The organism is Micromonospora noduli (assembly GCF_003264475.1).
GTDB classification, from domain to species: Bacteria; Actinomycetota; Actinomycetes; order Mycobacteriales; family Micromonosporaceae; genus Micromonospora; species Micromonospora noduli.
Window position 1 is genome coordinate 21,886 of record NZ_PYAC01000022.1, and the last position, 25,142, is coordinate 47,027.

At 69.3% G+C, this 25,142-nt stretch carries 22 protein-coding genes and 3 tRNA genes; 12 read left to right on the forward strand and 13 right to left on the reverse strand.

Annotated elements, in window-relative coordinates:
- Positions 1 to 67 precede the first annotated feature (67 nt).
- Positions 68 to 790, reverse strand: coding sequence for an SDR family NAD(P)-dependent oxidoreductase (locus tag MED15_RS21290; RefSeq protein ID WP_244220531.1), 723 nt, complete (start codon positions 788 to 790; stop codon positions 68 to 70).
- Between the two features lie 332 nt (positions 791 to 1,122).
- Here MED15_RS21290 and MED15_RS21295 point away from each other — a divergent pair, with 332 nt between their 5' ends.
- On the forward strand, positions 1,123 to 2,610 hold the full coding sequence (locus tag MED15_RS21295; protein ID WP_112736773.1) for an MFS transporter: 1,488 nt from the start codon (positions 1,123 to 1,125) through the stop codon (positions 2,608 to 2,610).
- Between the two features lie 188 nt (positions 2,611 to 2,798).
- Positions 2,799 to 3,320, forward strand: a complete 522-nt coding sequence (locus MED15_RS21300; RefSeq protein ID WP_112585952.1) for a class I SAM-dependent methyltransferase — start codon at positions 2,799 to 2,801, stop codon at positions 3,318 to 3,320.
- A 94-nt stretch (positions 3,321 to 3,414) separates the two neighbouring features.
- Here the strand turns inward: MED15_RS21300 and MED15_RS21305 are convergent, their stop codons facing one another.
- From MED15_RS21305 to MED15_RS21320, 4 genes are all read right to left on the reverse strand, one after another.
- Positions 3,415 to 4,944, reverse strand: coding sequence for a non-reducing end alpha-L-arabinofuranosidase family hydrolase (locus MED15_RS21305; RefSeq protein WP_112585954.1), 1,530 nt, complete (start codon positions 4,942 to 4,944; stop codon positions 3,415 to 3,417).
- Between the two features lie 527 nt (positions 4,945 to 5,471).
- Positions 5,472 to 7,064: a serine/threonine protein kinase gene (locus MED15_RS21310; RefSeq protein ID WP_112736775.1), complete on the reverse strand. Its 1,593-nt coding sequence runs from the start codon at positions 7,062 to 7,064 to the stop codon at positions 5,472 to 5,474.
- A 340-nt stretch (positions 7,065 to 7,404) separates the two neighbouring features.
- Positions 7,405 to 8,517, reverse strand: a complete 1,113-nt coding sequence (locus MED15_RS21315) for a ricin-type beta-trefoil lectin domain protein (RefSeq protein WP_112601323.1) — start codon at positions 8,515 to 8,517, stop codon at positions 7,405 to 7,407.
- 389 nt (positions 8,518 to 8,906) lie between these two features.
- Positions 8,907 to 9,188 (reverse strand): SCO0607 family lipoprotein, encoded by a 282-nt coding sequence (locus MED15_RS21320; RefSeq protein ID WP_112731767.1) that lies wholly within the window; start codon positions 9,186 to 9,188, stop codon positions 8,907 to 8,909.
- 318 nt (positions 9,189 to 9,506) lie between these two features.
- Here MED15_RS21320 and MED15_RS21330 point away from each other — a divergent pair, with 318 nt between their 5' ends.
- From MED15_RS21330 to MED15_RS21350, 3 genes are all read left to right on the forward strand, one after another.
- The gene (locus MED15_RS21330; protein ID WP_244220532.1) at positions 9,507 to 9,755 is read left to right on the forward strand and encodes a dihydrofolate reductase family protein; all 249 of its coding nucleotides are present in this window, start codon (positions 9,507 to 9,509) and stop codon (positions 9,753 to 9,755) included.
- 1,058 nt (positions 9,756 to 10,813) lie between these two features.
- Entirely contained in the window at positions 10,814 to 11,605 is a 792-nt protein-coding gene (locus MED15_RS21345) for an inositol monophosphatase family protein (protein ID WP_112736779.1), read from the forward strand.
- A 473-nt stretch (positions 11,606 to 12,078) separates the two neighbouring features.
- On the forward strand, positions 12,079 to 12,270 hold the full coding sequence (locus MED15_RS21350; RefSeq protein ID WP_112736781.1) for a tyrosine-type recombinase/integrase: 192 nt from the start codon (positions 12,079 to 12,081) through the stop codon (positions 12,268 to 12,270).
- 73 nt (positions 12,271 to 12,343) lie between these two features.
- On the opposite strand, the gene MED15_RS21355 is transcribed toward MED15_RS21350, so the two are convergent.
- Both MED15_RS21355 and MED15_RS21360 read right to left on the reverse strand, forming a co-directional pair.
- Positions 12,344 to 12,416: transfer RNA gene (locus MED15_RS21355), tRNA-Arg, on the reverse strand.
- A 35-nt stretch (positions 12,417 to 12,451) separates the two neighbouring features.
- Positions 12,452 to 12,542 (reverse strand) — tRNA-Ser (locus MED15_RS21360).
- Positions 12,543 to 12,688: 146 nt separating this feature from the next.
- Here MED15_RS21360 and MED15_RS34300 point away from each other — a divergent pair.
- The gene (locus tag MED15_RS34300; RefSeq protein ID WP_244220533.1) at positions 12,689 to 14,095 is read left to right on the forward strand and encodes a hypothetical protein; all 1,407 of its coding nucleotides are present in this window, start codon (positions 12,689 to 12,691) and stop codon (positions 14,093 to 14,095) included.
- Positions 14,096 to 14,099: 4 nt separating this feature from the next.
- On the opposite strand, the gene MED15_RS21370 is transcribed toward MED15_RS34300, so the two are convergent.
- Positions 14,100 to 14,870 (reverse strand): CPBP family intramembrane glutamic endopeptidase, encoded by a 771-nt coding sequence (locus MED15_RS21370; protein ID WP_112583994.1) that lies wholly within the window; start codon positions 14,868 to 14,870, stop codon positions 14,100 to 14,102.
- 144 nt (positions 14,871 to 15,014) lie between these two features.
- Here MED15_RS21370 and MED15_RS21375 point away from each other — a divergent pair, with 144 nt between their 5' ends.
- Positions 15,015 to 16,130, forward strand: coding sequence for a globin domain-containing protein (locus tag MED15_RS21375; protein WP_112583822.1), 1,116 nt, complete (start codon positions 15,015 to 15,017; stop codon positions 16,128 to 16,130).
- Between the two features lie 68 nt (positions 16,131 to 16,198).
- Here the strand turns inward: MED15_RS21375 and MED15_RS21380 are convergent, their stop codons facing one another.
- Positions 16,199 to 17,728 (reverse strand): peptide deformylase, encoded by a 1,530-nt coding sequence (locus MED15_RS21380; RefSeq protein WP_112583823.1) that lies wholly within the window; start codon positions 17,726 to 17,728, stop codon positions 16,199 to 16,201.
- 324 nt (positions 17,729 to 18,052) lie between these two features.
- Between MED15_RS21380 and MED15_RS21385 the strand changes: the two genes are divergently transcribed.
- The gene (locus MED15_RS21385) at positions 18,053 to 18,829 is read left to right on the forward strand and encodes an IucA/IucC family C-terminal-domain containing protein (RefSeq protein ID WP_112601320.1); all 777 of its coding nucleotides are present in this window, start codon (positions 18,053 to 18,055) and stop codon (positions 18,827 to 18,829) included.
- Positions 18,830 to 18,867: 38 nt separating this feature from the next.
- Here MED15_RS21385 and MED15_RS21390 read toward each other — a convergent pair whose 3' ends face one another.
- Positions 18,868 to 20,703 carry a DUF6311 domain-containing protein gene (locus tag MED15_RS21390; protein WP_112736783.1) on the reverse strand — a complete coding sequence of 612 codons (1,836 nt, stop codon included), beginning with the start codon at positions 20,701 to 20,703 and terminating at the stop codon, positions 18,868 to 18,870.
- Between the two features lie 212 nt (positions 20,704 to 20,915).
- Between MED15_RS21390 and MED15_RS21395 the strand changes: the two genes are divergently transcribed.
- Positions 20,916 to 21,626 carry a class I SAM-dependent methyltransferase gene (locus MED15_RS21395; RefSeq protein ID WP_112583825.1) on the forward strand — a complete coding sequence of 237 codons (711 nt, stop codon included), beginning with the start codon at positions 20,916 to 20,918 and terminating at the stop codon, positions 21,624 to 21,626.
- A 63-nt stretch (positions 21,627 to 21,689) separates the two neighbouring features.
- Here the strand turns inward: MED15_RS21395 and MED15_RS21400 are convergent, their stop codons facing one another.
- A complete protein-coding gene (locus MED15_RS21400) occupies positions 21,690 to 22,232 on the reverse strand; it encodes a YbhB/YbcL family Raf kinase inhibitor-like protein (RefSeq protein WP_112583826.1) in 543 nt (180 codons plus the stop codon).
- 110 nt (positions 22,233 to 22,342) lie between these two features.
- Between MED15_RS21400 and MED15_RS21405 the strand changes: the two genes are divergently transcribed.
- Positions 22,343 to 22,531 (forward strand): hypothetical protein, encoded by a 189-nt coding sequence (locus MED15_RS21405; RefSeq protein ID WP_112583827.1) that lies wholly within the window; start codon positions 22,343 to 22,345, stop codon positions 22,529 to 22,531.
- A gap of 123 nt (positions 22,532 to 22,654) precedes the next feature.
- On the opposite strand, the gene MED15_RS21410 is transcribed toward MED15_RS21405, so the two are convergent.
- Positions 22,655 to 22,744, reverse strand: a tRNA-Ser gene (locus MED15_RS21410).
- Positions 22,745 to 22,905: 161 nt separating this feature from the next.
- Between MED15_RS21410 and MED15_RS21415 the strand changes: the two genes are divergently transcribed.
- Positions 22,906 to 23,901, forward strand: coding sequence for an NAD(P)H-quinone oxidoreductase (locus tag MED15_RS21415; protein WP_112736785.1), 996 nt, complete (start codon positions 22,906 to 22,908; stop codon positions 23,899 to 23,901).
- 20 nt (positions 23,902 to 23,921) lie between these two features.
- On the opposite strand, the gene soxR is transcribed toward MED15_RS21415, so the two are convergent.
- On the reverse strand, positions 23,922 to 24,395 hold the full coding sequence (soxR, locus tag MED15_RS21420) for a redox-sensitive transcriptional activator SoxR (protein ID WP_112583829.1): 474 nt from the start codon (positions 24,393 to 24,395) through the stop codon (positions 23,922 to 23,924).
- A 47-nt stretch (positions 24,396 to 24,442) separates the two neighbouring features.
- On the opposite strand from soxR, the gene MED15_RS21425 reads away from it, so the two are divergent.
- Positions 24,443 to 25,138, forward strand: coding sequence for a transketolase (locus MED15_RS21425; protein WP_112583830.1), 696 nt, complete (start codon positions 24,443 to 24,445; stop codon positions 25,136 to 25,138).
- The last annotated feature ends 4 nt before the right edge of the window (positions 25,139 to 25,142 follow it).

The window sequence follows — 25,142 nt, forward strand, 5'->3', positions numbered from 1 at the left end:
CGCATTGCCCGGTCCGGGGCGGTCGCTGGAGCCGCCGCCCCGGACCGGACCTCAGTGCCTCGGTGCCTCAGGCGGTGAGGGCGCCGTCGATGGCGATGGACGCGCCGCTGATGAAGGTGGCCTCGTCGCTGAGCAGGAACGCGGTGAGCGCGGCGACCTCGTCGGAGGTGCCGGCTCGTCCGGTCGGCTGCGCCGACAGGTAGCGCTCCGCGATCTCCGGGGCCTGGCTGACCACGCCCTGCCAGAGCGGAGTGTCGATCAGGCCGGTGACCAGGGCATTGACCCGCACACCGGAGCGCGCCACGTCGAGGGCCGCCGAGCGCGTCAGACCGATGACCCCGTGCTTCGCCGCGTTGTAGGCGGCCTGGGTCCCGTCGCCCTTCACGCCGGAGACCGAGGCGTTGTTGACGATCGCACCACCGCCGGAGGCGATGATCGCCGGGAGCTCGTACTTGAGGCCGTAGAAGACGCTCGTCAGGTTGAGGGCGAGCGACCGGTGCCAGTTGTCGCTGTCGGTCTCGCGCACGCTGGCCATTGGGCCACCGCCGGCGTTGTTGAACGCGCCGTCCAGTCGCCCGTACTCCGTCACGGCGGCGTCGACGAGCCGCGCCATGTCCTCCTCGACCGTCACGTCGGTGGGCACGAAGAGGGCGCTGCCGCCCGCGTTCCTGATCTGCGCGGCGACCTCCTCGCCCCGGTCCTTGTCCCGGGCGCCGATGACGACGCGGGCCCCTTCCGTGGCCGCCCGCTGGGCGAACGCCAGGCCCATGCCCTGCGTACCGCCGGTCACGACCAGCACCTTTGCTTCCAACCGTCCAGACATCTCGTCTCACATCCACTTCGACTGGTGAGCCGCCACGGGGCCCGCAGGGCTCTTCGTGGGACGGAACGCTAACCTTTTCTGGAACGTTCGACAAAGTAACGACAGTCACAGACGGCGCCTCTGCAGCCGCGACTGCCTCTTGCTTGGGTGTCTTCAGCGGACAAGTGCACTGATTTAGACCTGGCGATCACTCAGAACGACGCTGTAATCGCAGGCACATTCTTTGGTGAGCGTTCCATAAACTAGTTAGCGTTGGGCGAGTCGTCCGAATCCACACAAACCACTCTTAAGGAACAATCATGCCCACAGGTCGCGCCGCTCCGGAGTCCCAGCGGTGGAAGGCCCTGCTGTTCATCTCCATCGCTCAACTGATGGTGGTGCTCGACGGGGCGGTCATGAACATCGCGCTGCCCTCGGCGCAACAGGCGCTGCACTTCACCGACGGGAGCAGGCAGTGGGTGGTGACCGCGTACGGTCTGGCCTTCGGCGGTCTGCTGCTGGTCGGCGGCCGGATCGGTGACATGGTCGGGCGCAAGCGCACCTTCCTGATCGCGCTGGGTGGCTTCGCGATCGCCTCGGCCATCGGCGGCCTGGCCGTCAACGCCGCGATGCTGCTGCTCGCCCGGGCGCTCCAGGGTGTGTTCGCGGCCCTGCTCGCGCCGGCCGCGCTCTCGTTGCTCTCCCTGTCCTTCACCCAGCCGAGGGAACGCGCGAAGGCGTTCGGCGTGTTCAGCGCCGTCTCGATCGCCGGCGGCGCTGTCGGTCTGATCGTGGGCGGGTTGCTCACCCAGTACCTGAACTGGCGCTTCGCGATGTTCGTCCTCGTGCCGATCGCGGTCATCGGGATCCTGGGCGCCAGTCGCACCGTCCACGACGACGGCGAGCGGCACCGCGCCCGACTCGACCTGCCCGGCGTACTGCTGGCCAGCTCCGGACTCGTCGGTCTCGTCTACGGGTTCGGTGTCGCCGAGAGCCGCGGATGGTCGGCGGGGGTGACCATCGGGTCGTTCACCGCCGGGGTGCTGCTGCTGGCGGCCTTCGTCGTGGTGCAGGCGCGGGTCACGTCCCCCTTGCTGCCACTGCGCGTCCTGACTGAACGCAACCGGGCCGCCGCGTACCTCTCGGTGGGCCTTGCGATCGTCAGCATGTTCGGGATGTTCCTCCTGCTCAGTTACTACTTCCAGCAGGTCAAGGGATGGTCGCCGGTGATGGCCGGGTTGGCGTTCATGCCGATGGCCGTGCCGCAGGCCATCGGCGCCACGCAGATCGGCGCCCGACTCGCGCACCGGATCGCACCCCGGCCGATCATGGTCGGCGGGTACCTCGTCACAGCGGTCGGTCTGGTGCTGCTGGCTCTGCTCGACGCGGACAGCGGCTTCCTGGAGATCGCGTTCAGCGAAGCGGTGATCGGGCTCGGCATCGGCACCGCGTTCATGCCCGCGATGAGCATCTCCACCCATGGCGTCGAGCCCAGGGACGCCGGCGTCGCCTCCGCGATGATCAGCTCGTCGCAGCAGGTCGGCGGGTCGATCGGCACCGCGCTGCTCAACACCATCGCGACCAGCTCGGCCGCCACCTACCTGCTCTCGCACGGTGGCCCGGCGGCGCGAGTCCAGGAGCGGAACGAAGCCCTGATGCACGGCTACTCGGTCGCGTACTGGGTCGCCGTCGGATTTGTGGTCGCGGCGGCAGTGGTCTCGGTGGTCATGGTGAACGCCGGTGCCCCGAAGCACGTCCCGGCCCCGACTGACGCCCTCGGGGACGTCACCCCGGTGCCCGTGCACTGATCGCTGTCGCGCCTGCCGATCCGGCGCGGTGACCGAGGACACGGTGCACCGACTCCGCTGAGAGGGTGGAATCAGGGGTGTGAGCAGAGAAGGCACCGGCGAGTGACGTCGTGAGGTCCACTCTTTCGAGCCGCGATGCGGGTTCGTCCAGCGCTGGCACGACGCCCTCAGCGAACGAACCGGTTCGCGTGACGCCCGCCCATCGGCAGCGCTGGGCGGTGCAGATCATGGCTGTCGCGCCCGACGACCAGGTGCTGGAGATCGGCTGCGGTCGGGGAGCTGCCGTCTCCCTGGTCGCCGGCCAACTCACCACCGGTCGGATCGTCGCCATCGACCGTGCCACGACGATGGTGCGGCTCGCGACCGAACGGAACCTGAGCCACATCGACGCCGGTAGAGCCGAGATCCGGCGAGCAGGGTTCGAGTCGGCCGACCTTCCGACCGGCCACTTCACCAAGATCTTCGCAGTGAACGTCAGCCTCTTCTGGTTGGGCGACGCGGCGCAGCAGATCGCTCGGATGCGCAGCCTGCTGGCGCCGGGAGGGCGGCTCTACGTCTTCGGCGAGCGACCCACCGAAGCCCACGCCACCGCGAACCTCACAGCGACCGAACTACTGCTCGAAACCCACGGTTTCGCCACGACCACATCGAGCGCCACCCGTGGTCAGGGCCGGGTGCTGACCTGTGTCACCGGCACGCCGATCCGGTGAGTCTGGGCTGATCGCAGCGTTGACATGAGCCGGGCGGGCTCGGCGTGACGCCGAGCCCGCCCGTTCCGTGTCAGTCGAGCTTGATCAAATCGGGTCAGCGCTGCAGGGTCAGCAGACCCGGCCGGTACGGCAGCAGGCCGTAGTCGACGCCGTCGGAGCTGGGGGAACGCCCCTGGTAGAGCAGTTGCAGGTTGCAGGCGTCCACTGTCATCGTCTGGTCGGCGTTGGTGCGCAGCAGCTCACCGTGGCTGATGTCGTTGGTCCAGGTCGCGCCGCTGTTGACCTTGCCCGCGAACGGGTTGCTCTGGGACGCGGCCTGCGGCGTCCACGAACCGTTCAGGCTGGTCGCCGTGAACGAACGGAAGTAGCGGCCCGTCGAACCGATCGCCTCGACGATCATGAGGTACTTGTTCAGACCCTGCAGCTTGTAGACCTGAACGGCCTCGAACAGGTTGTTCGTGGTGTCGCTCATGATGGTCGTGTAGCTACTGCCGAAGTTGCCCGGGAAGTTCCCGATCGGCATGCTGGCCCGGTAGATCTTGCCGTTGTCCCCGGCGAAGAACAGGTACATGTTCGTACCGTCACCGATGATCGTCTGATCGATCGGACCGGTACCGGACCCGGTGATGCTTCCGGTGAACAGCGGCTGCGCCGCGGACCAGCCGTTCGCGTTGGTGGGGTTGGTCGAGGTCCGGTAGGAGAACGCCGTGCCACCCCACTGGTAGGTGAGCACCCAGATGTTCTTCGGCGCGAAGTAGAAGAGCGACGGCGCGACAGTCCCGGAGTTCATCGTGTTCTGGGTGGCCGAGGCCATCTGCGAGTAGTTCGAGAAGAGGCTGAAGTTCATCGAACCCCAGCTGCTACCGAAGTCGTGCGTGGTGGCGTAGACCAACTGCTGGCCGTTGTACGGGGCGACGGTGAAGTCCTTCAGCGACACCCAACCCGACTTCGGGTTCGCCAACACTCCGGTGGAGGACCACCGGTACGTCGAGGGAAGGTCGCACGTGCCGCCCGGCGGCGGGGTCGTCGTCGGCGGCGTGGTTCCGTCGACGCGGACGAACTGCCACTGCTGGTTGGTGCCGTTCCAGTCGTCGTACTGCACGATGTTTCCGCCGTCGGCGGTCGAGGCGCCCTGCACCTCCATCACCTTGTTGCTGTTCCGGTTGATCAACCGGACGTAGCCGCTGTCCGAGTCGGCCAGCCGGAACTGCTGGTTGGTGCCGTTGAGGTCACTCCACTGCACGATGCTGCCACCGTTGGCGGTCGAGAAGCCGGAGACGTCCAGCACCTTGCCGGACAGCCGCGACTTCACCCGGTAGTAGCCACCACCGGAGTCGACGAACTGCCACTGCTGCTGGTTGCCGTTGTTGCGGGCCCACTGGGTGATCCGGGCACCGTCATTCGTGGCCAGGTTGTAGACGTCCAGGGCCTTGCCGCTGTTGCGATTGACCAGCACGTACCACGCGTTCGTGTCGACCGACGCCGCAGCGGCGGGAGACGACACCACCGCTACGGCAGCGCCACCGACCATCAACGCCGCCGCGCTGGCGGCGAGGATGCGGGGCAACCACCAACGCCGCCGCGACGGCGTTGCGATCGATGGAGACCTATCGAGGGCAGACATGATCCTCCTCCAGTGACCAAGAGCCGAACGGCCTGCCCGAGGGTGGGCGTACCGCGACGCGTGGCCGAGCGCGCAGGCGTCAGAGAGTTAGCGTTAACAAGACGCCGGCGCGCAGTGGCGCACGCCTGATTCGAGATCGACGAAGCAGGGCTTGCCCGGAAAGCCAAGGTGTCGTCGTCCTTAGGCATCGACTGTGAGCGATAACATGCCGTTCGTCAAGACGTAATGTGCTGGGAACATCTGCCGCTGCCGGGCTGCGGATCTTGGGGTGGAGCGTCTCGAACCGCATTCCCGCAGGCATCGCCCCAGATCCCAGGCGAGGACCACCACCGAACCCTTGAGGAGGCCCCTGCGAGCGCGTTAACATCGACGACTGCCCATCGCCGGCGGCTCGCTGGCGGCGCCGGTGAACTCAGCCTGACAAGTCGACCGGCAGGAGCGCTGGCGCGGCGACGGTCAGGAAACGAGCGCCGTGCGCGTCGAGGCCCACCGGGTGGCTGGTCCGCAGGGGCCGGGGTACGTCCGAGTCAGACCGCGCCTCGGTCGACCAGGCTGAACGTGGTGTCCAGCGGGGCGTCGCCGAGAAACTCGACGAAGATCTCCTTCTTGGTCGGGCTCCACTGCACCGGGCCGTACTCCTCGTTGATGATGGAGTAGGAGGCGCGCCCCTTGTCGTCCTGGCCCTCACGGAAGATCGTGAACAGGGTTGCCTTGGTGGGCCGACAGTCGGCTCCCACCAGCGACTTGTACCCCTTTGAATCGACCTTGACCCCGAGGCACGGTCGGTGGGTGATCTCCGGGTTGGTGGACTTGATCATGTAGTCGACACCGACCGGTTCGAGCACGAAGAGCGCATCCTTGCCGGTTCCGTTCCCGACCTCGACTTCACCGTGCGACGGCAGCGACAGGTCACCGTCGATCTCCACTACGTGCAGCAGGAATCGCCGCTGACCGGCCAGCATGGCCTGGGTCGGGTCCACGCTGGCCGACGGTGAGGCGGACGGCCTGCCCGATGCGGGCGTGGACGTCGTGGCCGCCGGCCCGCTCGTCGTCGGGCTACCGCTCGGCGTCGAGCCGGTCCGGTCCGGTTTGGACAGCCCACTCAACAGGTGCGGGCCGAACAGGAAAGCGGGCACCAGCACGGCGATCACCGCAGCAGTCGCCCCCAGCGCGGTGAGCCAGCCACGTCCGCGTGGACCCTCGCGACCGGCCGTGGCGCCCTGATCATCACCGCCGGCAGCGGGCGTCACACTCGGTGGCGTCACGCCCGGGAGTTGAGCCGGCCCGCCGGCACCCACCGGAGACGCTGCGGTCAACAACCCGTCGAGCAACTCCCGGGCGGTGGGTCGGGCAGCTGGGTCCTTCTCCAACGCCCGGGAGACCAACTCCCGCAACGGCCCACCGAGCCCGGTCAGGTCCGGCGGTTGAGTGAGGATCCGCATCGCGGTGGCGGTAGCGGAGTCGCCACCGAACGGGCTGCGGCCGGTCGCGGCGTAGGCGACCAGGGCGCCCCAGGCGAAGATGTCCGCGGCCGGGCCGGACGGGCGGCCGGAAGCCGTGTCGAACCGCTCCGGCGCCATGTACGAGACGGTCCCGACCATCTGGTTGGTCCGGGTGTGCTGGCTCGTCGCCTCGAACGCTCGGGCGATGCCGAAGTCAATGACCTTGATCCCGCCCGGCGCGACCAGGACGTTCGCCGGCTTCAGGTCGCGGTGGATCACCCCGGCACCGTGGATGGCGGTGAGCGCGGTGGCCACCCCAACCGCGATGCTGTGCAGTCGCGCCGCTCCCAGCGGGCCCTGCTCCCGGACCACCTGGGCCAGACTGGGGCCCTCGACGTACTCCACCACCAGGTACGGCGGGTCATGGTCCGGGTCGGCGTCCAGGACCTCGGCGGTGCAGAACGGTGGAACCTGGCGGGCGCGGTTCACCTCACTACGGAACCGACCCCGGAACTCCTCGTCGTGCGAGAGTTCCGCACGGACGACCTTGACGGCCACCCGCCGCCCCTGCGGCGAACGGGCCAGGAAGACACTGCCCATACCCCCGTCGCCGAGCCGGTCGAGCACCTCGTACCCACCGAGGCGTGCCGGGTCACCGGGACGCAACCCGTTGCTCACGCCGGGTGCACGCAGACCGCGACCACCGCGCGAACCGTTCCGCCCATCACCCGTTCCCCCCAGGTCACTCCAACGCCGGCCGCAGCCTATCGCCCGCCCACCGAATCCCGTCGATGCCGTCCACCAGTCGGCCGCGACCCGGAGCTTGTCGCCTCGTCACGGCTGGCGCTACTGAAGCCGCCCCTGTCCGTCTGGCCGGGCAGGGGCGGCTTCCGCCCGGGACGAGACCTTTACCGCTTGGAGGCCCAGAAGACATAGACAGCGCCGTACGGCACGGCCACCGTCGCGCCGTCGGTGCAGGCGCCGGCCGGGGCGACGCCACCCGCCGCGACCGTACGAGCTATCGGCGGCTCCACTGCTGGTTGGTCTGGCCGGTGCAGGTCCAGAGGACGAGCTTCGTGCCGTTGCCGGTGCCCACGTTGTACGGGTCCAGGCAGAGGCCGGACTGCACCCCGGTGATGGTGCCGTTGGCGTTGACGTTCCACTGCTGGTTCGTTCCGCCATGGCAGTCGTAGATGGTGACCAGGGTGCCCGGCGAGGTGCCGTAGCCGGCGGCGTCCAGACACTTGTTGCCGTACACGGTCAGCGTCTTGCTGCTCGTGTAGGTCCACTGCTGGTTGGTGCGGCCGTGACAGTCCCACAACTGCACCTGGGTGCCGTTGGTGGTGGAAGAGCCGGGGACGTCGACGCAGCGACCGGACAGGGCACCCACGATCGCAGTGGTCTGCCCGGTGCCGCTGCCCGGGTTGCCGATGCTGCCGGGCACCGACTGCAGCGCGCTGTACCAGCGGGCAGCCATCTTGTCGTATCCGCCGGACGTGGGGTGGACGCCGTCGATCAGGTCGGCGGTGGTGAGTGCGCTGTGCATGTCGACAAGGCGTACCCGCTTGCCGGCGTTCACCTTGCTCTGCACGATGCCGGGGATCGCCGCGTTGAAGGTACGTGCGGCCGCCTCCTGGTTGCTGTTGGAGAGCGGGATGATCTGCGCGACGAACACCTCGGCGGTGGGAGCCGTGGTGGTGATCCGGTCGATCAGGGTGGAGAGCCGGTTCGGCGCGGTGCTCACGTTGTAGTTCTGCAGGATGTCGTTGGTCCCGATGTGCAGCAGAACGGTCTGCGGTCGTTGGGTGTTCAACCAGCCGACGATGTTCGCGTCGATCTGGTCGATGCGCCAGCCGGGATGTCCCTGGTGGTCGTGGTCACCCAGGCTGGCTGGCCCGTTGAACTGCGACCCGACGAAGTCCACCGTGTATCGACCGTTGACGAGCCGCTGCCAGAGCCCGATGCGGTATCCGCCCGGCACCTGGGTGCCCTCGGTGATGGAGTCGCCGAGAGGCATCACCCGCACCCCGCCGTTGGATTCCGCGTTGGCCGGGCCGGTCGAGGTCAGCACCCCGGCGAGGACAACACCGAGTGCGGCAGTCGCCGCGAGCCATCTTGCCCTCGTTCGCATAGGTTTCTCCCCTGCAGTGGTAGTGCTGACCGAGGAGTCAGGCCGTCGCGGCCGTCGCGACATCGGCATGACGATGCCGTCGCAGCACTGGGACGGATTGTTAACGCTAACAGCGATTCCTGTAAATTCTTGTCGCTGATCTGGCCCACGTCAAGCACCAGCAACCTCGGTTTCCGCGCACCGAACCAGCGCGATGGCCGCGAGGCACCAGGATGGCGCTGGCGGTGGCGGTGACTTGCCGCCCCCGCTCTCGGCGAGCGGTATACCTGAGAGTCATATAAATACCTCTGAGGTATAGCGCCTTCGATCGACCCGCCCTCCCCGCGGAACGACCGCCGGGATTCGAACCGTCGCTCCTCTGCCGGGCGACGATCCTCCGGGTAGCCGGTTCAGGTATCGATGATGTTGTTGTTCTCGTCGATGCCGTGGCTGCGCCAATAGACGTCCCACTCGTCGTCGACGTGCTGCGGGACCTTGCCCTCCGGGTAGCGGACGTACGGCGGGGTCGGCTCCTCCCCATCCGGGAAGCAGGCGCTACCGCCCTGCCCGCCCACCGCGATCGCCGGATACTCACCGCCAGCGCAGATGTTCTCCTGGAACGAGCAACCGGTGGTGGCCATCAGCCCACCCAGACCGACCATGGCCAGGGCGATCATGATTCGCGTTCGCATGGAGGGAATTCTGGTCGCCGCAGCCGCGCCTGCCATCCGCACGCGTACTCATCTCGTACCGGGCGTCACGATTCCTCGCCCGGGGTCGACCAGGCCGGAGGTTGTCGGTCCTGACTGTCGACGTCGCCAGCCTCAGGAGGAACCTCGGCAGGTTGAAGACGGAGGAGGCCCTGGCGTTGCGGTTCGAGCATCGCGACACCGAGACCGACGTGAGCCTGCAGCCTCGATCGTCGATGGGTACGTGCCGTTCCCAGTGACGGAATCGGGCAGGATCGTCATCGGCGGCGAAAGCTGGGAGGCGCCGACGTTCGAGAACTCGTGCAGACGCTGCACCAGGCAGGACTCGTCGATGTCTACCGGCTACTCCAATACCCGGTCATCGTCGGCACGGGAAAGCGCCTGTTCCCGGACGGATCGACGCCCGCGACGTTCGCAACCGGCGAAGAGAGCTCGCGCGTACTGCCCGGCGGCGTCGTCTCGCTGACCCTCAACCCCACGAGCCTCGGCGCGATCTCCGCAGGCGCGTACGCGGTCACGGCAGGGCGCTCGGCGACGGTCCTCGACTGACAACGGCTTGCGGCAATCCCACGCCGGCGCAGGTAGGCCCGGCTCGCCTTCGACGCGTACGCCTTGTCGGCCAGGACCCGGTCCGGCCGGTCCTGCGACGACCCGTGGCCAGGCGGGGAACACGAATAGCCCCGAGGATCGCTATGAACGCCGACGTAGGTGGACCATCTCCAGAGGTCGCTCTCGGTAACTCTCCGTAACGGTCAGCCAGCGTCAGCGGCCGGGTCGTGCACCCGCGGGTGCACGAAAAACGCCCCTCTGGTCGACTTCCGTCGACGGCCAAAGGGGCGTTTTCTCTGCTCAACTGCTGTGCGCCCGAAGGGACTCGAACCCCTAACCTTCTGATCCGTAGCCTCGACGGTGCTGTCCCAATCGGTCCGGACCGGCGCTTGGCCCCTGGCCACAGAGCCTGCTGGCGTCCATGCCCGTGCGTCACTGTCCGAGGCCGTTGCTGTCAATCGCTGCTGTCAAGGCAGCCCGGCCTTGCCTCGACCTGGTTGCCGACCACGTCTGCTGGGTAGAGATAGATCTATGGACCCCCAGGACTTGGTCCAGGTGCTGTCGGGCGTCGGCGGCCTGGTGCTGGCCGGCTACGGTGTTCGTCTCCTGCTGACTCGCCGCATGTCGCCTTTTGCCCAGAGGAGGTGGAGGCGGCCGGTCGATGCAGGGATGTGGTTCCTCTGCAGCGGGCTCTCCCTCTTGTCACTCGCAGCGGGATACCTCGGCCTACTCAGCGGCGCGTTCGGCCCCGCAACAGCGTTGACGCTGGCGGCCGTGGCGGTCGTGTTCCTCTCACTCGGCCTCATCAGGTATCGGCCACGTGATAGCAGACGTGGCGGGTCTTCGGACGTGATGTAGCCGCGCTCCTACCGCACCGCCAGTTTGGAAGAGCGTGCTCAACCGGTCGTCATGCCCGAAACGCCTGCCGCAGGCGGGCCGCGTGGTTGCACCTGCTGCCCGCTCGTGACCGCTGGGTGCCACGGTTACTGGCCCGTGGATGGCCCAAGGTGGGGCCCAGTCAGATCAAGCCGCACGAGCGCTGTGGCTAGTGTGGACGCGTGAATGCGCCCCGGCTCGATCGGACGACGTTGGAGTTTGCGATCGGGCTCTCAGAGCGCGCGGGCACGCTCGCCGCCGAGAGGTTTTTCGCGGCTGATTTTGCGCTCGCGATCAAGGCGGACGGTACTGAGGTCACGGATGCTGATCTCGCCGTCGAGACGCTGATCCGTGGCGAGCTGGCGGCACGCTTTCCGGCTGACGAGATCTACGGCGAGGAAACCGGTGCGACGGCAGGCATCTCCGGCCGGCGGTGGGTCATCGATCCGATCGATGGCACCAAGTACTTCGCGTATCGCATCCCCATCTTCGGTACCAACCTTGCGCTTGAGGACGAGTACGGTCCAGCCCTTGCCGTGATCAACCAGCCAGTGGCCCGTCAACTGGTCTATGCAGGCCGCGGCTGCGGATGCCGTGTCCGCACTGACAGCAGGGATCTCGTACCGGTGCTGCGGGACAACCCTGACTTGGCCGCCGCCCGGGTGGAGCTCGTCAATCCGGCTGGCTGGCCCGCTGATCTGCTACTCACGCTGCATCGCCATACGCGCATCACCGGTCACCTGGGCGGCATCGGCGGTTTGCTCACCGGCCTGGTAGACGCGTTGGTGATCGCGGGTCCTGAGATGGGATACGAGGACCTCGCACCGCTACCGCTGATTCTTGAAGAGGCTGGCGGAAGGGCGACTGACCTTCACGGCAACCCGCTACTTGCCGGAGACGGAACTGCCCTGCTCAGCACCGGACGCCATCATGACGCCCTGCTGGACCTGTTAGCGCCCGTCCTGACCGGCTGACTCGGCTTGGCGCCAGTGAGGGATCAGACCGGCTTCCGGTGAGCGGATCTCCTCGTCGGGCAGTCGTAGACCGTCCAGCCTTCCCGGACGGGGACAAGGTGGAGCGCCTCACCAGCCGAACGACCTTGGCCCCGTCCGGGAAGGCTGGTAGCCCTTGTGGTGCCCGGCGAGGTGATCTGCGGCGGCATCTCTGAGGAGGGCCGGGGTTCGGGGCGGAGCCCCGAGGTCTTCGGGTCCTGTCGTCCCTCAATGTGGTCGGCCGGCCCGGCCGATGCCGGCCGGAGGTCGCCAGCAGGCCGGGGCCGGGCCGGCGCGGCCCGCTTGCGGGCCGCCTTGATCTCATAGAGCGGAATTCGGCAGTTCGTGGTGTAGAGCTCTTGCCAGCTCGGCCATGCCGTCCGTACCTTCGCTGATGGCGTCCGCTCCCGCCCTCAGGAGGCGAGCGCGCTTTCCCGGCTTGTTGGCGAACCCGGCTGCATGACCTGCGGCACGGCTGTGTCTCGGTGCTGCTTGCTCTGGGCGTGCCGCCCCGGACGGTGATGGACATCGTGGGGCACAGCACGTTGGAGATGACCATGACGGTCTACGGTCACGTGAGCCTGGACGACAAGCGGGCGGCGCTGGATCAGCTGGGTGGACTGCTCGATGACGGGGTGGAGGAATGACGTTGCTGTCACCGGTTGCTGTCAGGGCCGGTCGCAAGCGACCGGCCCTGTGCGTTTTTCCTGTTCAGATGTGTGCGCCCGAAGGGACTCGAACCCCTAACCTTCTGATCCGTAGTCAGATGCTCTATCCATTGAGCTACGGGCGCTTGTGCTCAGCCAGTGTACACACCCGGCTTTCGCGCGGAGACTCCGGGATTCGAACCCGGGAGGGGCTTTAAGACCCCAACCGCATTAGCAGTGCGGCGCCATAGACCAGACTAGGCGAAGTCTCCCTGGTGATCCTCAGACCACCGCGCCCGAGGATACAGGTCGCCACCCACCGGGAGCAAAACGACTTCCGGGGTACGCCCCCCGGGCTTCGCCCGGGCCCGTGTTTCAACGCTGTGCGCCGGCGTGATCGGGACTACGCTCCATCGATATGCAGGAGCAGCCGCCCAGCGAGTCGACCCGTCGAGAGCCTGCTGAACGAGCGCGTCGGCGCTCCCCACGGGCCACCTTCCGGCCGCCGATCGTGGCCGACGAGCCCGCCGAGGTGGTGGAGCCTGAAGCGGCGGCACCGCCGGCAGCCGCCCCGGCGGGCCAGCGCCCTCGACGGGCCAAGGCTGCCCCGGCGGTGCTCTTCCAGCCACCGGAGCCGGACCGCCCCCTGCCTCGACAGCCCCGGCGCGCACCGACCGAGCTGACCGCCGAGGCCAGCGCGGAGCACACGGAGCACGCGGAGCAGCCGACCGGCGACCATCCAAGTCCAGCAACCGGCCTCGCGTCGACACCGCCGAAGGCGCGGACCGCCCCTGCTCGCAGGGCTGCCCCTCCGCAGGCGGCCGACACGCCCGCCGAGGTGACCCCGGCCACGCCGGCACCCCGCAAGCGCGCCGCAAAACCCACCAAGGCCGCGAGCATCACCGAAGCCGCGAGCACCACCGAAGCGCAGACCACCACCGAAGCGCAGACCATCACAGCCGCGAGCACCACCGGCGAGGCGAGCACCATCACGCCAACGGCCCCGGCCAAAGCCGCAAAGACCACCAAGCGCGCGGCCACCCCACGAAAGAGCACCACGCCGGCAAAGAGCACCACGCCGACAGAGCCCGCCCCCGAACCCGTGGTCGGGCCGCACACGGCGCCCGCCGAGCCGCGGACGGCACCGGCAGCACCCACCGTGCGGCAGGCTGAGCCGGCTCTGCGGCGTACCCCGGAATCGGAGCTGCGCGCGGTCGCCGCGCGCGTGCTCGACCACCCTGGCTTCGCACCGGAGCTGCTGGCTCTGGCCGCGGTGCGGGCGTTCGGGCCCGGCGCGGCCGGGTGGGCCGCTGGGTTGCGTGCCCGGTACCCGGACGCCTCGGCGGACGGCCTGGCCCGGTTGGCGACCCGGCGGTTCGTCCGCTCCGCGGGTGCGGGTGGGGCGACCGCCGCGCTGGCCGGCTTCTTCGCGCCGCTGGCCGAGTTGGCGGCGGTGCTGTGGACGCACTCGGAGCTGGTGCTGCACCTGGCCGCCGCGTACGGCAAGGATCCGACGCATCCCGACCGGGCCGTCGACCTGCTGGTGCTGACCCAGGTGCACCCGGATCGGGCGAGCGCGGCGGCGGCCCTGGCCGCCGCCGAGTCGGCGGGCGACCCGGTCGAGGGGGCGTGGCCGCGGGCGGCGGAGGCGGCTTGGCGGTTGGCCGCGCCGCTCACGGCGCAGGCCGGTGGTTGGGTGGCGTTGCGGCTGGTGGCCCGGTTGCTGCCGGGCGCGGCGGTGCTCGCGGCGGCGTTGGGTGACGCGGCGGCGGCCGACCGGCTCGCGGCCCGAGCGGTGGCCGTCTACCGACCCGACCAGCGCTGACGGGTCAGAGCCAGTCGAACCACTCCCGGGGCAGCAGCGCGTAGCCGACGAAGGCGAACACGTCGAGCAGTGTGTGCGCGATGATCAGCGGCAGCACCCGCCGGGTGCGCAGGTAGAAGAGGCTGAACACGACGCCCATGATCGCGTTGCCGACGAAGGCGCCGAAGCCCTGGTAGAGGTGGTACGAGCCGCGCAGCAGCGCGCTGGCCGCGATGATCGCGGCCAGCCGCCACTGGAGCTGACGCAGCCGGGTGACCAGGTAACCGACCACGATCACCTCTTCCAGCACGGCGTTCTGCACGGCGGCGAGGATCAGCACCGGAACCGTCCACCAGACGTCCGGCAGCGCGGCCGGCACCAGCGTGGCGTTGAGGCCCAGGTGGGCCGCCACCCAGAACAACGCCAGCCCGGGTAGGCCGATCAGCGCCGCCAGGCCGGCGCCGCGCGCCACGTCCTGACCGGGCCGCCGGGCGTCCAGGCCGAGAGTCCGCGCCGGGTCGCCGGGGTCACGGGTGAGCAGGTGTACGGCGAGCAGCACGGGCAGCAGCGCGAACACGATGCCGAGCAGCTGGTACGTGAGGTCCAGCCAGGGGCGGGCCGACGCCGAGGTGTTCAACGAGGCGGTCTGCTTGGAGAGCGGACCGTCGGCGGTCAACTTCGCGATGATCGAGACCACCGCGTAGATCGCGGACTGGCCGAGGGAGAGGCCGAGGACCAGCAGCGTCTCGGTGCCCAGCAGTCGGCGGGACACCGGGCGGGTCAGCTCAACGGTCACCGCACCACTCTGCCCGACGCACGGCACCCGGGACACGGCCGACCGGCCACCATGAGCCGATCGCACATTCTGTGCGACCGGTCGACACTCTCCGTGGAGATTCTATGGGCGCCCGATCCGTTGCCGTCTGGAGAAGGAGCGTCCGTGGACAACCTCGCGCGGTTGCTGAAGGAGAGCTGGACCCTGGTCGAGGACGACCGGGTCCGGTTGAGCGGTCACTTCTACGCTCGGCTGTTCCTGCTCGACCCCGCCCTGCGGCAACTCTTCCCGGTGCAGATGACCGGCCAGGGCGACCGCCTACTCGAAGCGATCATCACGGCGATCCACACTGTCGACGACCCGGAGAGCTTCGACGAGTTCCTCCGGGCGCTGGGCCGCGACCACCGCAAGTACCACGTCGACGAGCGGCACTACGCCACGATGGGCGTCGCACTTCTGGACGCGCTGCGCAGCACCGCCGGCGACGGCTGGAACCTGGAGTACGACCAGGCGTGGCGGGAGGCGTACGCGGCGATCGCCGCCCTGATGGTGGCCGGCGCTGCCTCCGACGACGACCCGCCGTTCTGGCACGCCGAGGTGCTGACCCACGAGCGGTACGGCCCGGACACCGCCGTCCTGACCTGCCGGGCGTTGCAGCATCCGCTGCGTTGGCAGGCCGGGCAGTACGTGAGCCTGGAGGTGCCGCGCTACCACCCCCGGGTGTGGCGTAACTACTCCGTGGCGAACGCCCCGAACGACGACAACGTGCTGGAGTTCCACGTGCGGTCTCCGGGGGCCGGCTGGGTGTCCGGCGCCCTGGTGCGGCGGGTACGGCCGGGTGACCTGCTCCGCCTGGCGGCGCCGATGGGGTCGATGACAGTGGACCGCGCCTCGGAACGGGACATCCTCTGCGTGGCCGGCGGCGTCGGGCTGGCGCCGATCAAGGCGCTGGTGGAGGAGTTGGCCACCTTCAACCGGACCCGGTGGGTGCACGTCTTCTACGGCGCACGGCAGGCGGCCGACCTGTACGGCCTGGACGGGTTGCAGGAGTTGGTGGCCGTACACCCGTGGTTGTCGGTCACCGCGGCGTGCAGTGAGGATCCGGACTTCGACGGCGAGCAGGGCGAGATCCCGGAGGTCGTGGCCCGGTACGGCCCGTGGACCACGCACGACTGCTTCGTCTCCGGGGCCGCCCGGATGGTCCGGTCCACCCTGCGGGTGCTGGCCGCGGACAACGTGCCGCCACCGCGCATCCGCTACGACACCTTCGGTGACCTCTAGACGTTCCTCCCCCCACACCGGGGCGCGTGCCCCTGCCCCCTGGGGCACGCGCCCCGGTCCCTTCCTGGTCAGTAGCGCCAGGGGCGCCCGGTTTCGCGGTACTCCTCCACCGGCACCAACGGCACGCCGGGTGCCATCCGGTCGACGTAGAGCCGACCCTCCAGGTGGTCGATCTCGTGTGCGACCAGCCGGGCCATGCCGAATTCGAACGACGTGATGATCCGGCTGCCGTCCCACTGGGCGTGTTCCACGTCCAGGCGCAGCGGCCGGGGCACCAGACCTCGGTGGTCGAAGAACGAGAGGCAGCCCTCGTACTGCTCGTCGGTCTCCGGGTCGGCGTCGACCACACGTGGGTTGAGCAGTACGACCGGCTCCGCCGACCGGTCGGGGGGCCGCACCACGGCCGCCGCGCGGCCGATGCCGAACTGCGGGGCGGCGACGCCCACCCCCTTGTTGAACGGGTGCAGCTCGTCGAGCCGGGCCAGGGCCATGGTGAGCCGGTCGACCACGTCCCGGGCGACGTGTTCCTCCCCGGGCAGGTCGAACGGGCGAGCCCGCTGGCGGAGCAGGTCGTCCCCGCGTTGCACGATGCCGAGGCCGCGCATCCGGTCGCTGGGTCGGACCCGTGCGCCGCCGGGGCCGATGTCCGGTTCGGTGTCCGGGCGGGCACGGAACCGCCACTGCATCCGGTAGCGGGCGTTCAACGGGGGATCGTCGGTCTGCCAGTCGTAGATCACCCGGTCGCCCTCGTCGTGACGCTGCGGCGCCGTCCGCAGCGGGCCCTCCTCCGCGCTGAGGGAGGTCTCCACGCCCCAGACCTGCGGGTCGAGGGCCGCGGGCAGGTCCAGGCGTACGGCGAGCTGCCGGGTGGGCAGTCGGACGGCTCGCTGGAACCAGGGGCCCCACTTCTCGTGCCCGACGCTGTACGCGTACTCGATGGTGGCCCGGTCGCCCGGGTAGAGGGGGAAGCGTCGCTCCCCGTTCTCGAAGAGCAGCCAGATCTCCTTGAACGCGTCCCGATCGTGCTTGGCTCGCCAGTGCATCGGCTCCGGGTCTCCGCCGCCGTCGTCTCGACGGGCCTGTATCTGCAGCTCGGCGAAGGTGAGGGGGTGCTCCCGATGGTGCCGGTTGGAGCGGCCGGGGTCGTTCGGGTAGCGGTCGACGGCGACCCGGACCAGGTAGCGGGTGACCGGCTCGGTGCCGGCGTTGTACAGCTCACGGTGGATGACGCACCGGTAGCCGTCGTCGGCGTGGGTGAGGGTGGCCAGTTCCCGTTCCACGACCAGGCCGGTGCCGGGTGGCAGCCACTGGCCTGGCAGGTACGGCTCGCGGTGCGGCTGACCCGACCGGGCGTGGCGTAGGTCGTCGTACTCCCGGAAGCGCTGCCAGATCGCGCCGCTTGCCTCCAGGACGGCCTCCGCGCGGCGGGCGAAGTCCTCGGTTGGGCGGTGCCGGCGCCCCTCGACATGGCTCACGTAGGACGGGTCGAACCCCATCAGGACGGCCAGTTGCTTCTTGGACAACCCGCGCCCGGTCCGTTGCCGGGCGAGTTCGGCCGCGAAGGAGTCGGCAGCCCGTTCGAGGGGTGAGGTCGTCATCAGCTTCCTCGTGGCCGGGGCTATAAGTTTCACGTTCCGTGCGCAAGCACACACGCAAGTGGCATGTTTTCGACACACTGCTTGACAATCCACCGATGGTCATCGATTGTGCGGCGGCGTTTCCCAGCACTGACTCCGGGTAGTACGCGAAGCGCTACACCCGTCGGATACGGGGTGACCTGGGAGTCAGGGATGTGACCAAGGTGAGGCTTCCCTTACGGCCAGGGGCTTGGTTAGGCTAGCCTTAGCTCAGGACGGCACTGGTTCGTCCGCCGGGGCGCACTCCTCGGTCACAGACAGGGGACGACTCAGGTGACAGCGGTGATGCCACGGCGAGAGGCCGCCACCACGCCGCTCGCTCCCGTCACCGCGGCGCTCCGGGCCATGTTCGGCACCGACGACCTCCCCGGCCTCGCCCGGGGCCTGCTGGTCGACGACGAGCTCGGCTGGGCGCCCGCCACCACCCTGATCGACGGCAGCCGACTGCCCGAGCTGCTGAACGGCGCCGCCGTCCGCTGGGGCGGCACCCCGCACGCCTGCGCGGCGCTGGCCTGGAAGTCCTACAGCTACTGGGCCGCGCTCCCGGTCGTGCTCGGCTGGGCCTCCGCCCGGCGCGTGCCACTGCTCGATCCGGCCGACCTGCTGATCCACTTCGAGGACCATCGGCAGCTGCTCACCATGGGCCTGCGCCGGGGCACCACAGTGGCGGTGCTGCCGAACGATCCGCTGGCACTGGCCGGCCTGCCGGAGGTGCGGGTCGTCGCCGACGAGGCGGAGCTGCTGGCCGCGTTGCGCGCATCCCTGCTCGACGCTCACCTGGCGCCGCTCATCACGGCGATCCAGTCCGAGGTCCGGGTGGGCACCCGGACGCTGCTCGGCTCTGTCGCCTCCGGCATCGCGCACGGCATCCTGCGGGCCGCCGACGCCCTGCCCGGCTCCACGGTGCAGAGCATCGACACAGTGCTCGGCGCGCTCGACCTGGCCGACCTGATCGAGCTGGTGCCGGGGCCGACCGGTGAGCCGACAGTGCAGCGCCGCACCTGCTGCCTCGCCTTCACGCTGCCCCGCCCGAAGGTCTGCCAGGGCTGCTGCGTCCGCTAGGGCGGCCTGGCCGCGCCGCTCAGTCGGTGCCGTACTGCTCAGTCGGTCAGTGACCGGACATCCCACACCCACACGCCGCCGGTAAAGACCGGTTGTATCCCGGTCAGCTCGGTCATGCCCCGGCGCAGTGCGGCCTCGTGCTCGTGTGGCCCGAGGATGACCACCCCGGCCCGCCAGTAGCGCAGGTCGTCGACCGCTCGGACCCGACTCTGCGGTGTAATCGGCGGCACCGCCCCGGTGCGCCGGATGGTGGCGAAGAAGCTGCTGGTGGGGCGGGGCGTCGCACCGAACAACGCGACCTTCGGCGGATCGGCGTTCGGGCGGGTGTCCGGGCCGAGGAAGTAGCCACGGGCCAGCGGCATGTCCAACCGGGTCGCCGCGGACCAGCGCAGCGGCTCGGCGTAGGTGGTGTCCGGCAACGGCAGGGTCACCACACTGCGCCCACCGGTCACGTACGGCCGCCAGGCCCCACTGGTCACGAAGCTGGGGACCGGGTCGGGGCGGGCCACGGGCAGCGGGGTGGGGACGATCGGCAACAGGGCCATCGTGAGCACTGTGGCGGTGACGAAGCGAACCTGCCCCCGAGCGGCCGGGTGCGCCTCGGCCAACTCGCGGGCACGTTCGGCACCGTAGGCGAGCAGCAGCCCGATGATCGGGGTGATCGCCAACGCCCAGCGTGTCGGCACCACCGAGTGCAGGATGGGCAGGTTCTCCAGCGCCGCCCAGGGGCCCGGCACACCCGTACCCCGGTTGTCGAAGCGGACCTCCCGACCCAGCGAGAGCACCGCGAAGAGCAACCCGAGCGCGGCCAGCGCGAGCACCACGATCGAGCGGCGCAGCCACCAGACCAGGGCGATCACCAGCACCACCAGTGACCAACCGAAGAAGCTGTTCTCCTCGGTCGGGTTCTTGGCCAGGCCCGCGGCGGTGCGTGCGCTACCGGCGAGTGATTCCCGGGAGTACGCGACGAACGAGGCCACGTCGCTGGAGTAGCCGCGGATGAGGCGGGACAGCCCGGAGTACGCGTCCGGTCCGAAGAACTGGACGTAAAGGGGGTACGCGAGCAGGAGCGCGGCGACCCCGGCGGCGACGGCCAGCCCGGCGATGAAGGATCGGGCCCGCGACCGTAGATCCGGGCGGCCGAGGGCGAGCACGCCGACGGTCACGCCGAGCCCGATCGCGGTCATCAGCAGGATCTCCAGGTTGAGGAACGCCTGCCAGACGATGACCAGCGCGAGGAGGACCCCGTTGCGTAGCCAGCGGCCCGGTTCACCGAGTCGTAGCGTGCGCCAAATGATCAACGGGACGACGAACTGCGACACGATGTTCGGGTGCCCATTGGCGTGCGACACCATGGCCGGCGCGAACGCGCAGAAGCCGGCACCCAGCCACGCCGGCCCCCGGCTGCCGATCAGAACCCGAGAGAGCACGAAATACCAGGCCGCGGCGGTGGCAATCATGCCGGCGGTGAGAAAGATCAGAAATGACGCTCGCGGTCCGAACAACAGGGTGATCGGCGTCATTGGCAATGAAATGGATAATACGGACGTATTGGCCATCAGATTGACGCCGTCGGGGACGTTCATCTGATTGGAATGGAACGGATACGCAAAGTGCGTGACTACTCGCGCACCGTGGGCCATCATCCATTCGAACTGCGACTGATCGGACTGGTTGTCCCGCACATCGCTGCCCGGGTCCAGCCAGAGTCGACAGGTGACCCAGAAGCCAAGCAGCACGAAGCTCAGCACGGCGACCAGATCGGCCCACATCCCCCTACGGGAAGGCCGAACGGCACCGGAGGCCCCCTCCGCCGACGGCGCGGCGGCCGGGCCGCCGCTGTCGCTGGGCACGTCCGGTTCAGGAGTAGTCATGACAATTCATAGGGTAGTCAGCGTATGGCGCCGCCGTGACATGTTTCGGGGTACTGCCGTACTATGTGCCGGGTTCGCCGACCGCCGATCACGAACCCACCCCCCGACCACAATTCGGCCACCCCGATGCCCCGATTCTTTCGCCATCCCAGCGGATGATTCACTCTGTCGGTCCAGGCACGGGTCGAGTTCATATCGTGAGGAATCGACGCATGGCAGAAATCACTGGGGATCAGCGCGTGCAGTCCGAGGTGCTGGAAGGCCTGGCAACCGCTGTCAACCACCGTCGCTGGTTCATCGAACTGGCCGTGCCGTATCTCGGCGACGACCCGATCGAGATCGGCAGCGGCCTCGGTGACTACGCACTGGAATGGTCCGAGCGGCTGCCGCGGTTCACCGCAACCGAGGCCGACCCGGACCGGCTCGTGCAGCTCAAGGAGCGCCTCGCCGACCGTCCGAACATCGACGTCCGGCAGATGCTGCTGCCGCACAACGACCGGGGCGACTACAGCGCCGCCGTCTCGTACAACGTCCTGGAGCACATCGAGGACCACGTGGGCGCGCTGGAGAGCATGCGCGACCTGGTCCGACCCGGCGGCGCCGTGATCATCATCGTGCCGGCGTTCCAGTTCGCGATGGGCCCGGCCGACATCGCCACCGGGCACGTCCGCCGCTACACGAAGAAGACGCTCGGGGCGGCGATGACCGACGCCGGTCTGACCATCGAGAAGATGCACTACGCCAACGCGCTCGGGCTGATCGGCTACTTCATGGCCACCAAGGTCTTCCGGCTGATGCCGAAGGAGGGCCCGATGGTCAAGGTGTACGACACCCTCGTCCTGCCCGCCACCAAGGCCGCCGAGCAGCTCGTCCTCCCGCCGTTCGGCCAGTCCGTCTTCGCCGTGGCGCGCGTCCCAGCCTGACCCACCCATCCCCGCGATCTTGCACCGCACCTCGCGGTCACGTGCAAGATCGCGGGGTACGGATCATTCCTTGATCTGGTAGGTCGGGCGGATCACCGCTCGGGCCAGGGTGTGGAACGTCAGGTTGAAGCCGACGTAGGCGGGGCTGGCGTCCGGAGTCAGGTCCAGGCGGTCGACGTCCAGGGCGTGCACCGCGAAGACGTAGCGGTGCGGGCGGTCGCCGGGCGGCGGAGCCGCGCCGCCGTAGCCCTGCTCGCCGTAGTCGTTGCGGACCGGGAACGCCCCGCCGAGGTCGGTGCCCGCCGCGCCACCAGCCCCGGTGGGCAACTGGGTGACGTTGACCGGCACGTTCACCAGCACCCAGTGCCAGAAACCGCTGCCGGTCGGCGCGTCCGGGTCGTAGCAGGTCACCGTGAAGCTCTTCGTCTCGGCGGGGAAATCCGACCAGGTCAGCTGCGGCGAGACGTTGTCGCCCCCGGTGCTGCCATGCGCGTGCCGGGCGTCCATCGGCTCGCCGTTCTGCACGTCGTCACTCGTCAGCGTGAACGAGGGCACCGTCGGCAGCAGCTCGTACGGGTCCGGGGCGATCGGTCGTTCCAGGGTCATGGGGACGCGTCCTTCCGATGTGCGGAGATACCAGCCCCTTCTTACCCCGCCACGGCCCTCCCGACGACCGGAAGCGCGCGCTGACCGACCATGGTTTCGCGGAGCTACGTTTGAGTTCGGGCAACGTTCCGCAGGGGGACATCGTGGCCGGCATCTGGCGGGACTTCGTGGTAGCTGTTGTCACCGCGTTCCGCCGCCGGGACGAGCGAGCCATCGCCGACGAACGCCGACGCGCTGTCGAGCGACTGGCCGAGGAGACGATCCGCCGGGAACGGCGGTCCACCGACCCGCCGGAGTGACCGGGACACGGGGGCACCGGACTGCCATCACCCCACCCGCGCCAGATCCACTCGACATTCAGGAAATCGCGGCATCCGCGTGGGCCGAACCCCCCGACTTCCGGGAAGTCGAGTGGATCAAGGTGGCGGAGGGTGTGGGATTCGAACCCACGAAGACATCGCTGCCTTACCGGTTTTCAAGACCAGCGCCATCGGCCACTAGGCGAACCCTCCTGGGCCGTCACCCGTGGGCGTACGGCCACGCATAGTCTGCCACGGCTCGCTCCGGGCGGCCCGGCGTCCCTCCCCGGTGCGCCGGCCAGGCGGTCTGCCGCGTCCACTGTGGGCTGGAGGGTGCGCCTGCGGCACCCGGTGAGATCGGGAAGACTGGGCCCATGCGAGCCATCACGATTCCGCAGCCCGGTGGACCCGACGCGCTGGTCTGGGCCGAGGTGCCCGACCCGGAGCCGGGCCCCAACGAGGTGATCGTGGATGTGCGGGCCAGCGGGGTCAACCGCGCTGACCTGCTGCAACGGCAGGGGCACTACCCTCCGCCGCCGGGCGCGCCCGCGTACCCCGGGTTGGAATGCTCTGGGGTGATCACGGAGGTTGGCGCGGAGGTCGTCGGTTGGGCGGTCGGGCAGCAGGTCTGCGCGCTGCTGGCCGGCGGTGGGTACGCGGAGCGGGTTGCGGTCCCCGCCGGGCAACTGCTGCCGGTGCCCTGCGACCCGGTCGACGCGGCGGCGCTGCCCGAGGTGGCCTGCACGGTCTGGTCGAACCTGGTTCAGGTGGCGCGGCTCGGCACGGGCGACACGCTGCTGGTGCACGGCGGGGGCAGCGGGATCGGCACCTTCGCCGTGCAGCTCGGGGCGGCCCTCGGCGTCACAGTGCTGACCACCGCGCGGGAGGGCAAGCACGCCCGGCTGCGCGAGTTGGGTGCGGCACACCTGATCGACTACCGGGAGCAGGACTTCGTCGAGGAGGTCCGGCGGGTCACCGACGGGCGCGGCGTGGACGTCATCCTCGACATCATGGGTGGGTCCTACCTGGGGCGGAACGTTTCCGCGCTGGCCACCGGCGGTCGGCTCGTGGTGATCGGGATGCAGGGTGGGCGCAAGGCGGAGTTGGATCTCGGCGCGCTGTTGACCAAGCGGGCGAGCGTCACCGCGACGTCGCTACGGTCCCGTCCGCTCGCTGAGAAGGCGGAGATCGTCCAGGGCGTACGGGACGAGGTGTGGCCGTTGGTCGAGGCGGGTCGGATCCGGCCGATCGTGGACCGGCGGCTGCCGATGACGGAGGCGGCGGAGGCGCACCGGCTCGTCGAGTCGAGCGATCACTTCGGCAAGGTGCTGCTCACCCGCCCGCCGGGTGGCGGGTCGGCCGTCAGCTGAGCGAGCCTGCCGGGTGGCCGTCAGTTGAGCGAGCCTGCCAGCGTCGGGTCGTCCGTCGGTCGGGGCAGCACCAGCCGGGCGCCCGGGCCCTCGCCGGCCAGCGTGTCCTCCGGGTTGTTGAGCGTGCAGCGCTGCAAGGACAGGCAGCCGCAGCCGATGCAGCCGTCCAGGTCGTCACGGAGCTTGGTGAGCAACCGGATCCGCTCGTCCAGTCGGCTGCGCCAGCTCGCCGAGAGCCGCGCCCAGTCCTGCGGGCTCGGGGTGCGGGCCTCGGGAAGCGAGTCGAGTGCCTCCCGGATCTCGTCGAGCGAGACGCCGACCTGCTGGGAGATCCGGATGAAGGCGACCCGCCGCAGCTCGGCGCGGGCGTACCGGCGCTGGTTGCCGCCGGTGCGGTCGGCGCGGATCAGCCCGAGTCGCTCGTAGTAGCGCAGCGCCGACGGTGCCACCCCGGAGCGGGCGGACAGCTCACCGATCGTCAGTAGATCCGGCATCCCCAGGTCCTTGAGTTGAAGTCCACTTCAACTCACACAGTAGTGGCATGACCACCACACTGCCCACCGACAGCAGCGCCCGACTGCCCGGGCTGATCCGACGACTGACCGGCGACGAGAAGCACGCGCCGAGCGCGCACTCCACCACCGATGTGCTCCAGGTGCTCTACGACCGCGTGCTGCGGGTCACCCCCGACACCGCCGACGATCCGGAGCGGGACCGGTTCCTGCTCTCCAAGGGTCACGGACCGGCCGCCTACTACGCGGTGCTCGCCGCGCACGGCTTCATCCCGGACGCCTGGCTCGACGACCTGGCCGGACCGGCGAGCCGGCTCGGCCACCACCCGGACCGGCTCCTGGTGCCCGGGGTCGAGATCGGCTCCGGCTCCCTCGGGCACGGGCTCGGGCTGGCCGTCGGCACCGCGCTCGGCCTGCGCGCCCAGGGGCTGCTCAACCCCCGGGTGTACGTGCTGCTCGGCGACGCCGAACTGGACGAGGGGTCCAACCACGAGGCGATCGCGTACGCGGGAGCGACAGGCCTCGACAGCCTCACCGCGGTCGTTGTCGACAACTCGTCGGCCAGCCACGGGTGGGCCGGTGGCATCGCCAGCCGGTTCACCGTCAACGGTTGGACTGCCGACACCGTCGACGGCCGGAACCACGAAGCCCTGTACGCGGCGCTGACCGGGCACCGACCACGACACCCGCACCTGGTGGTCGCCCGCACCGAGAGCAAGGGATGACCGA

Bases quoted from the DNA above. Each gene is read 5' to 3' on its own strand.
- MED15_RS21295 (WP_112736773.1), top strand. From the start codon at position 1,123: ATGCCCACAGGTCGCGCCGCTCCGGAGTCCCAGCGGTGGAAGGCCCTG.
- MED15_RS21305 (WP_112585954.1), bottom strand. From the start codon at position 4,944: ATGTCTGCCCTCGATAGGTCTCCATCGATCGCAACGCCGTCGCGGCGG.
- MED15_RS21315 (WP_112601323.1), bottom strand. From the start codon at position 8,517: ATGCGAACGAGGGCAAGATGGCTCGCGGCGACTGCCGCACTCGGTGTT.
- MED15_RS21320 (WP_112731767.1), bottom strand. From the start codon at position 9,188: ATGCGAACGCGAATCATGATCGCCCTGGCCATGGTCGGTCTGGGTGGG.
- MED15_RS34300 (WP_244220533.1), top strand. From the start codon at position 12,689: ATGCAGGAGCAGCCGCCCAGCGAGTCGACCCGTCGAGAGCCTGCTGAA.
- MED15_RS21380 (WP_112583823.1), bottom strand. From the start codon at position 17,728: ATGACGACCTCACCCCTCGAACGGGCTGCCGACTCCTTCGCGGCCGAA.
- MED15_RS21385 (WP_112601320.1), top strand. From the start codon at position 18,053: ATGCCACGGCGAGAGGCCGCCACCACGCCGCTCGCTCCCGTCACCGCG.
- MED15_RS21390 (WP_112736783.1), bottom strand. From the start codon at position 20,703: ATGACTACTCCTGAACCGGACGTGCCCAGCGACAGCGGCGGCCCGGCC.
- MED15_RS21395 (WP_112583825.1), top strand. From the start codon at position 20,916: ATGGCAGAAATCACTGGGGATCAGCGCGTGCAGTCCGAGGTGCTGGAA.
- MED15_RS21400 (WP_112583826.1), bottom strand. From the start codon at position 22,232: ATGACCCTGGAACGACCGATCGCCCCGGACCCGTACGAGCTGCTGCCG.
- MED15_RS21415 (WP_112736785.1), top strand. From the start codon at position 22,906: ATGCGAGCCATCACGATTCCGCAGCCCGGTGGACCCGACGCGCTGGTC.
- soxR (WP_112583829.1), bottom strand. From the start codon at position 24,395: ATGCCGGATCTACTGACGATCGGTGAGCTGTCCGCCCGCTCCGGGGTG.
- MED15_RS21425 (WP_112583830.1), top strand. From the start codon at position 24,443: ATGACCACCACACTGCCCACCGACAGCAGCGCCCGACTGCCCGGGCTG.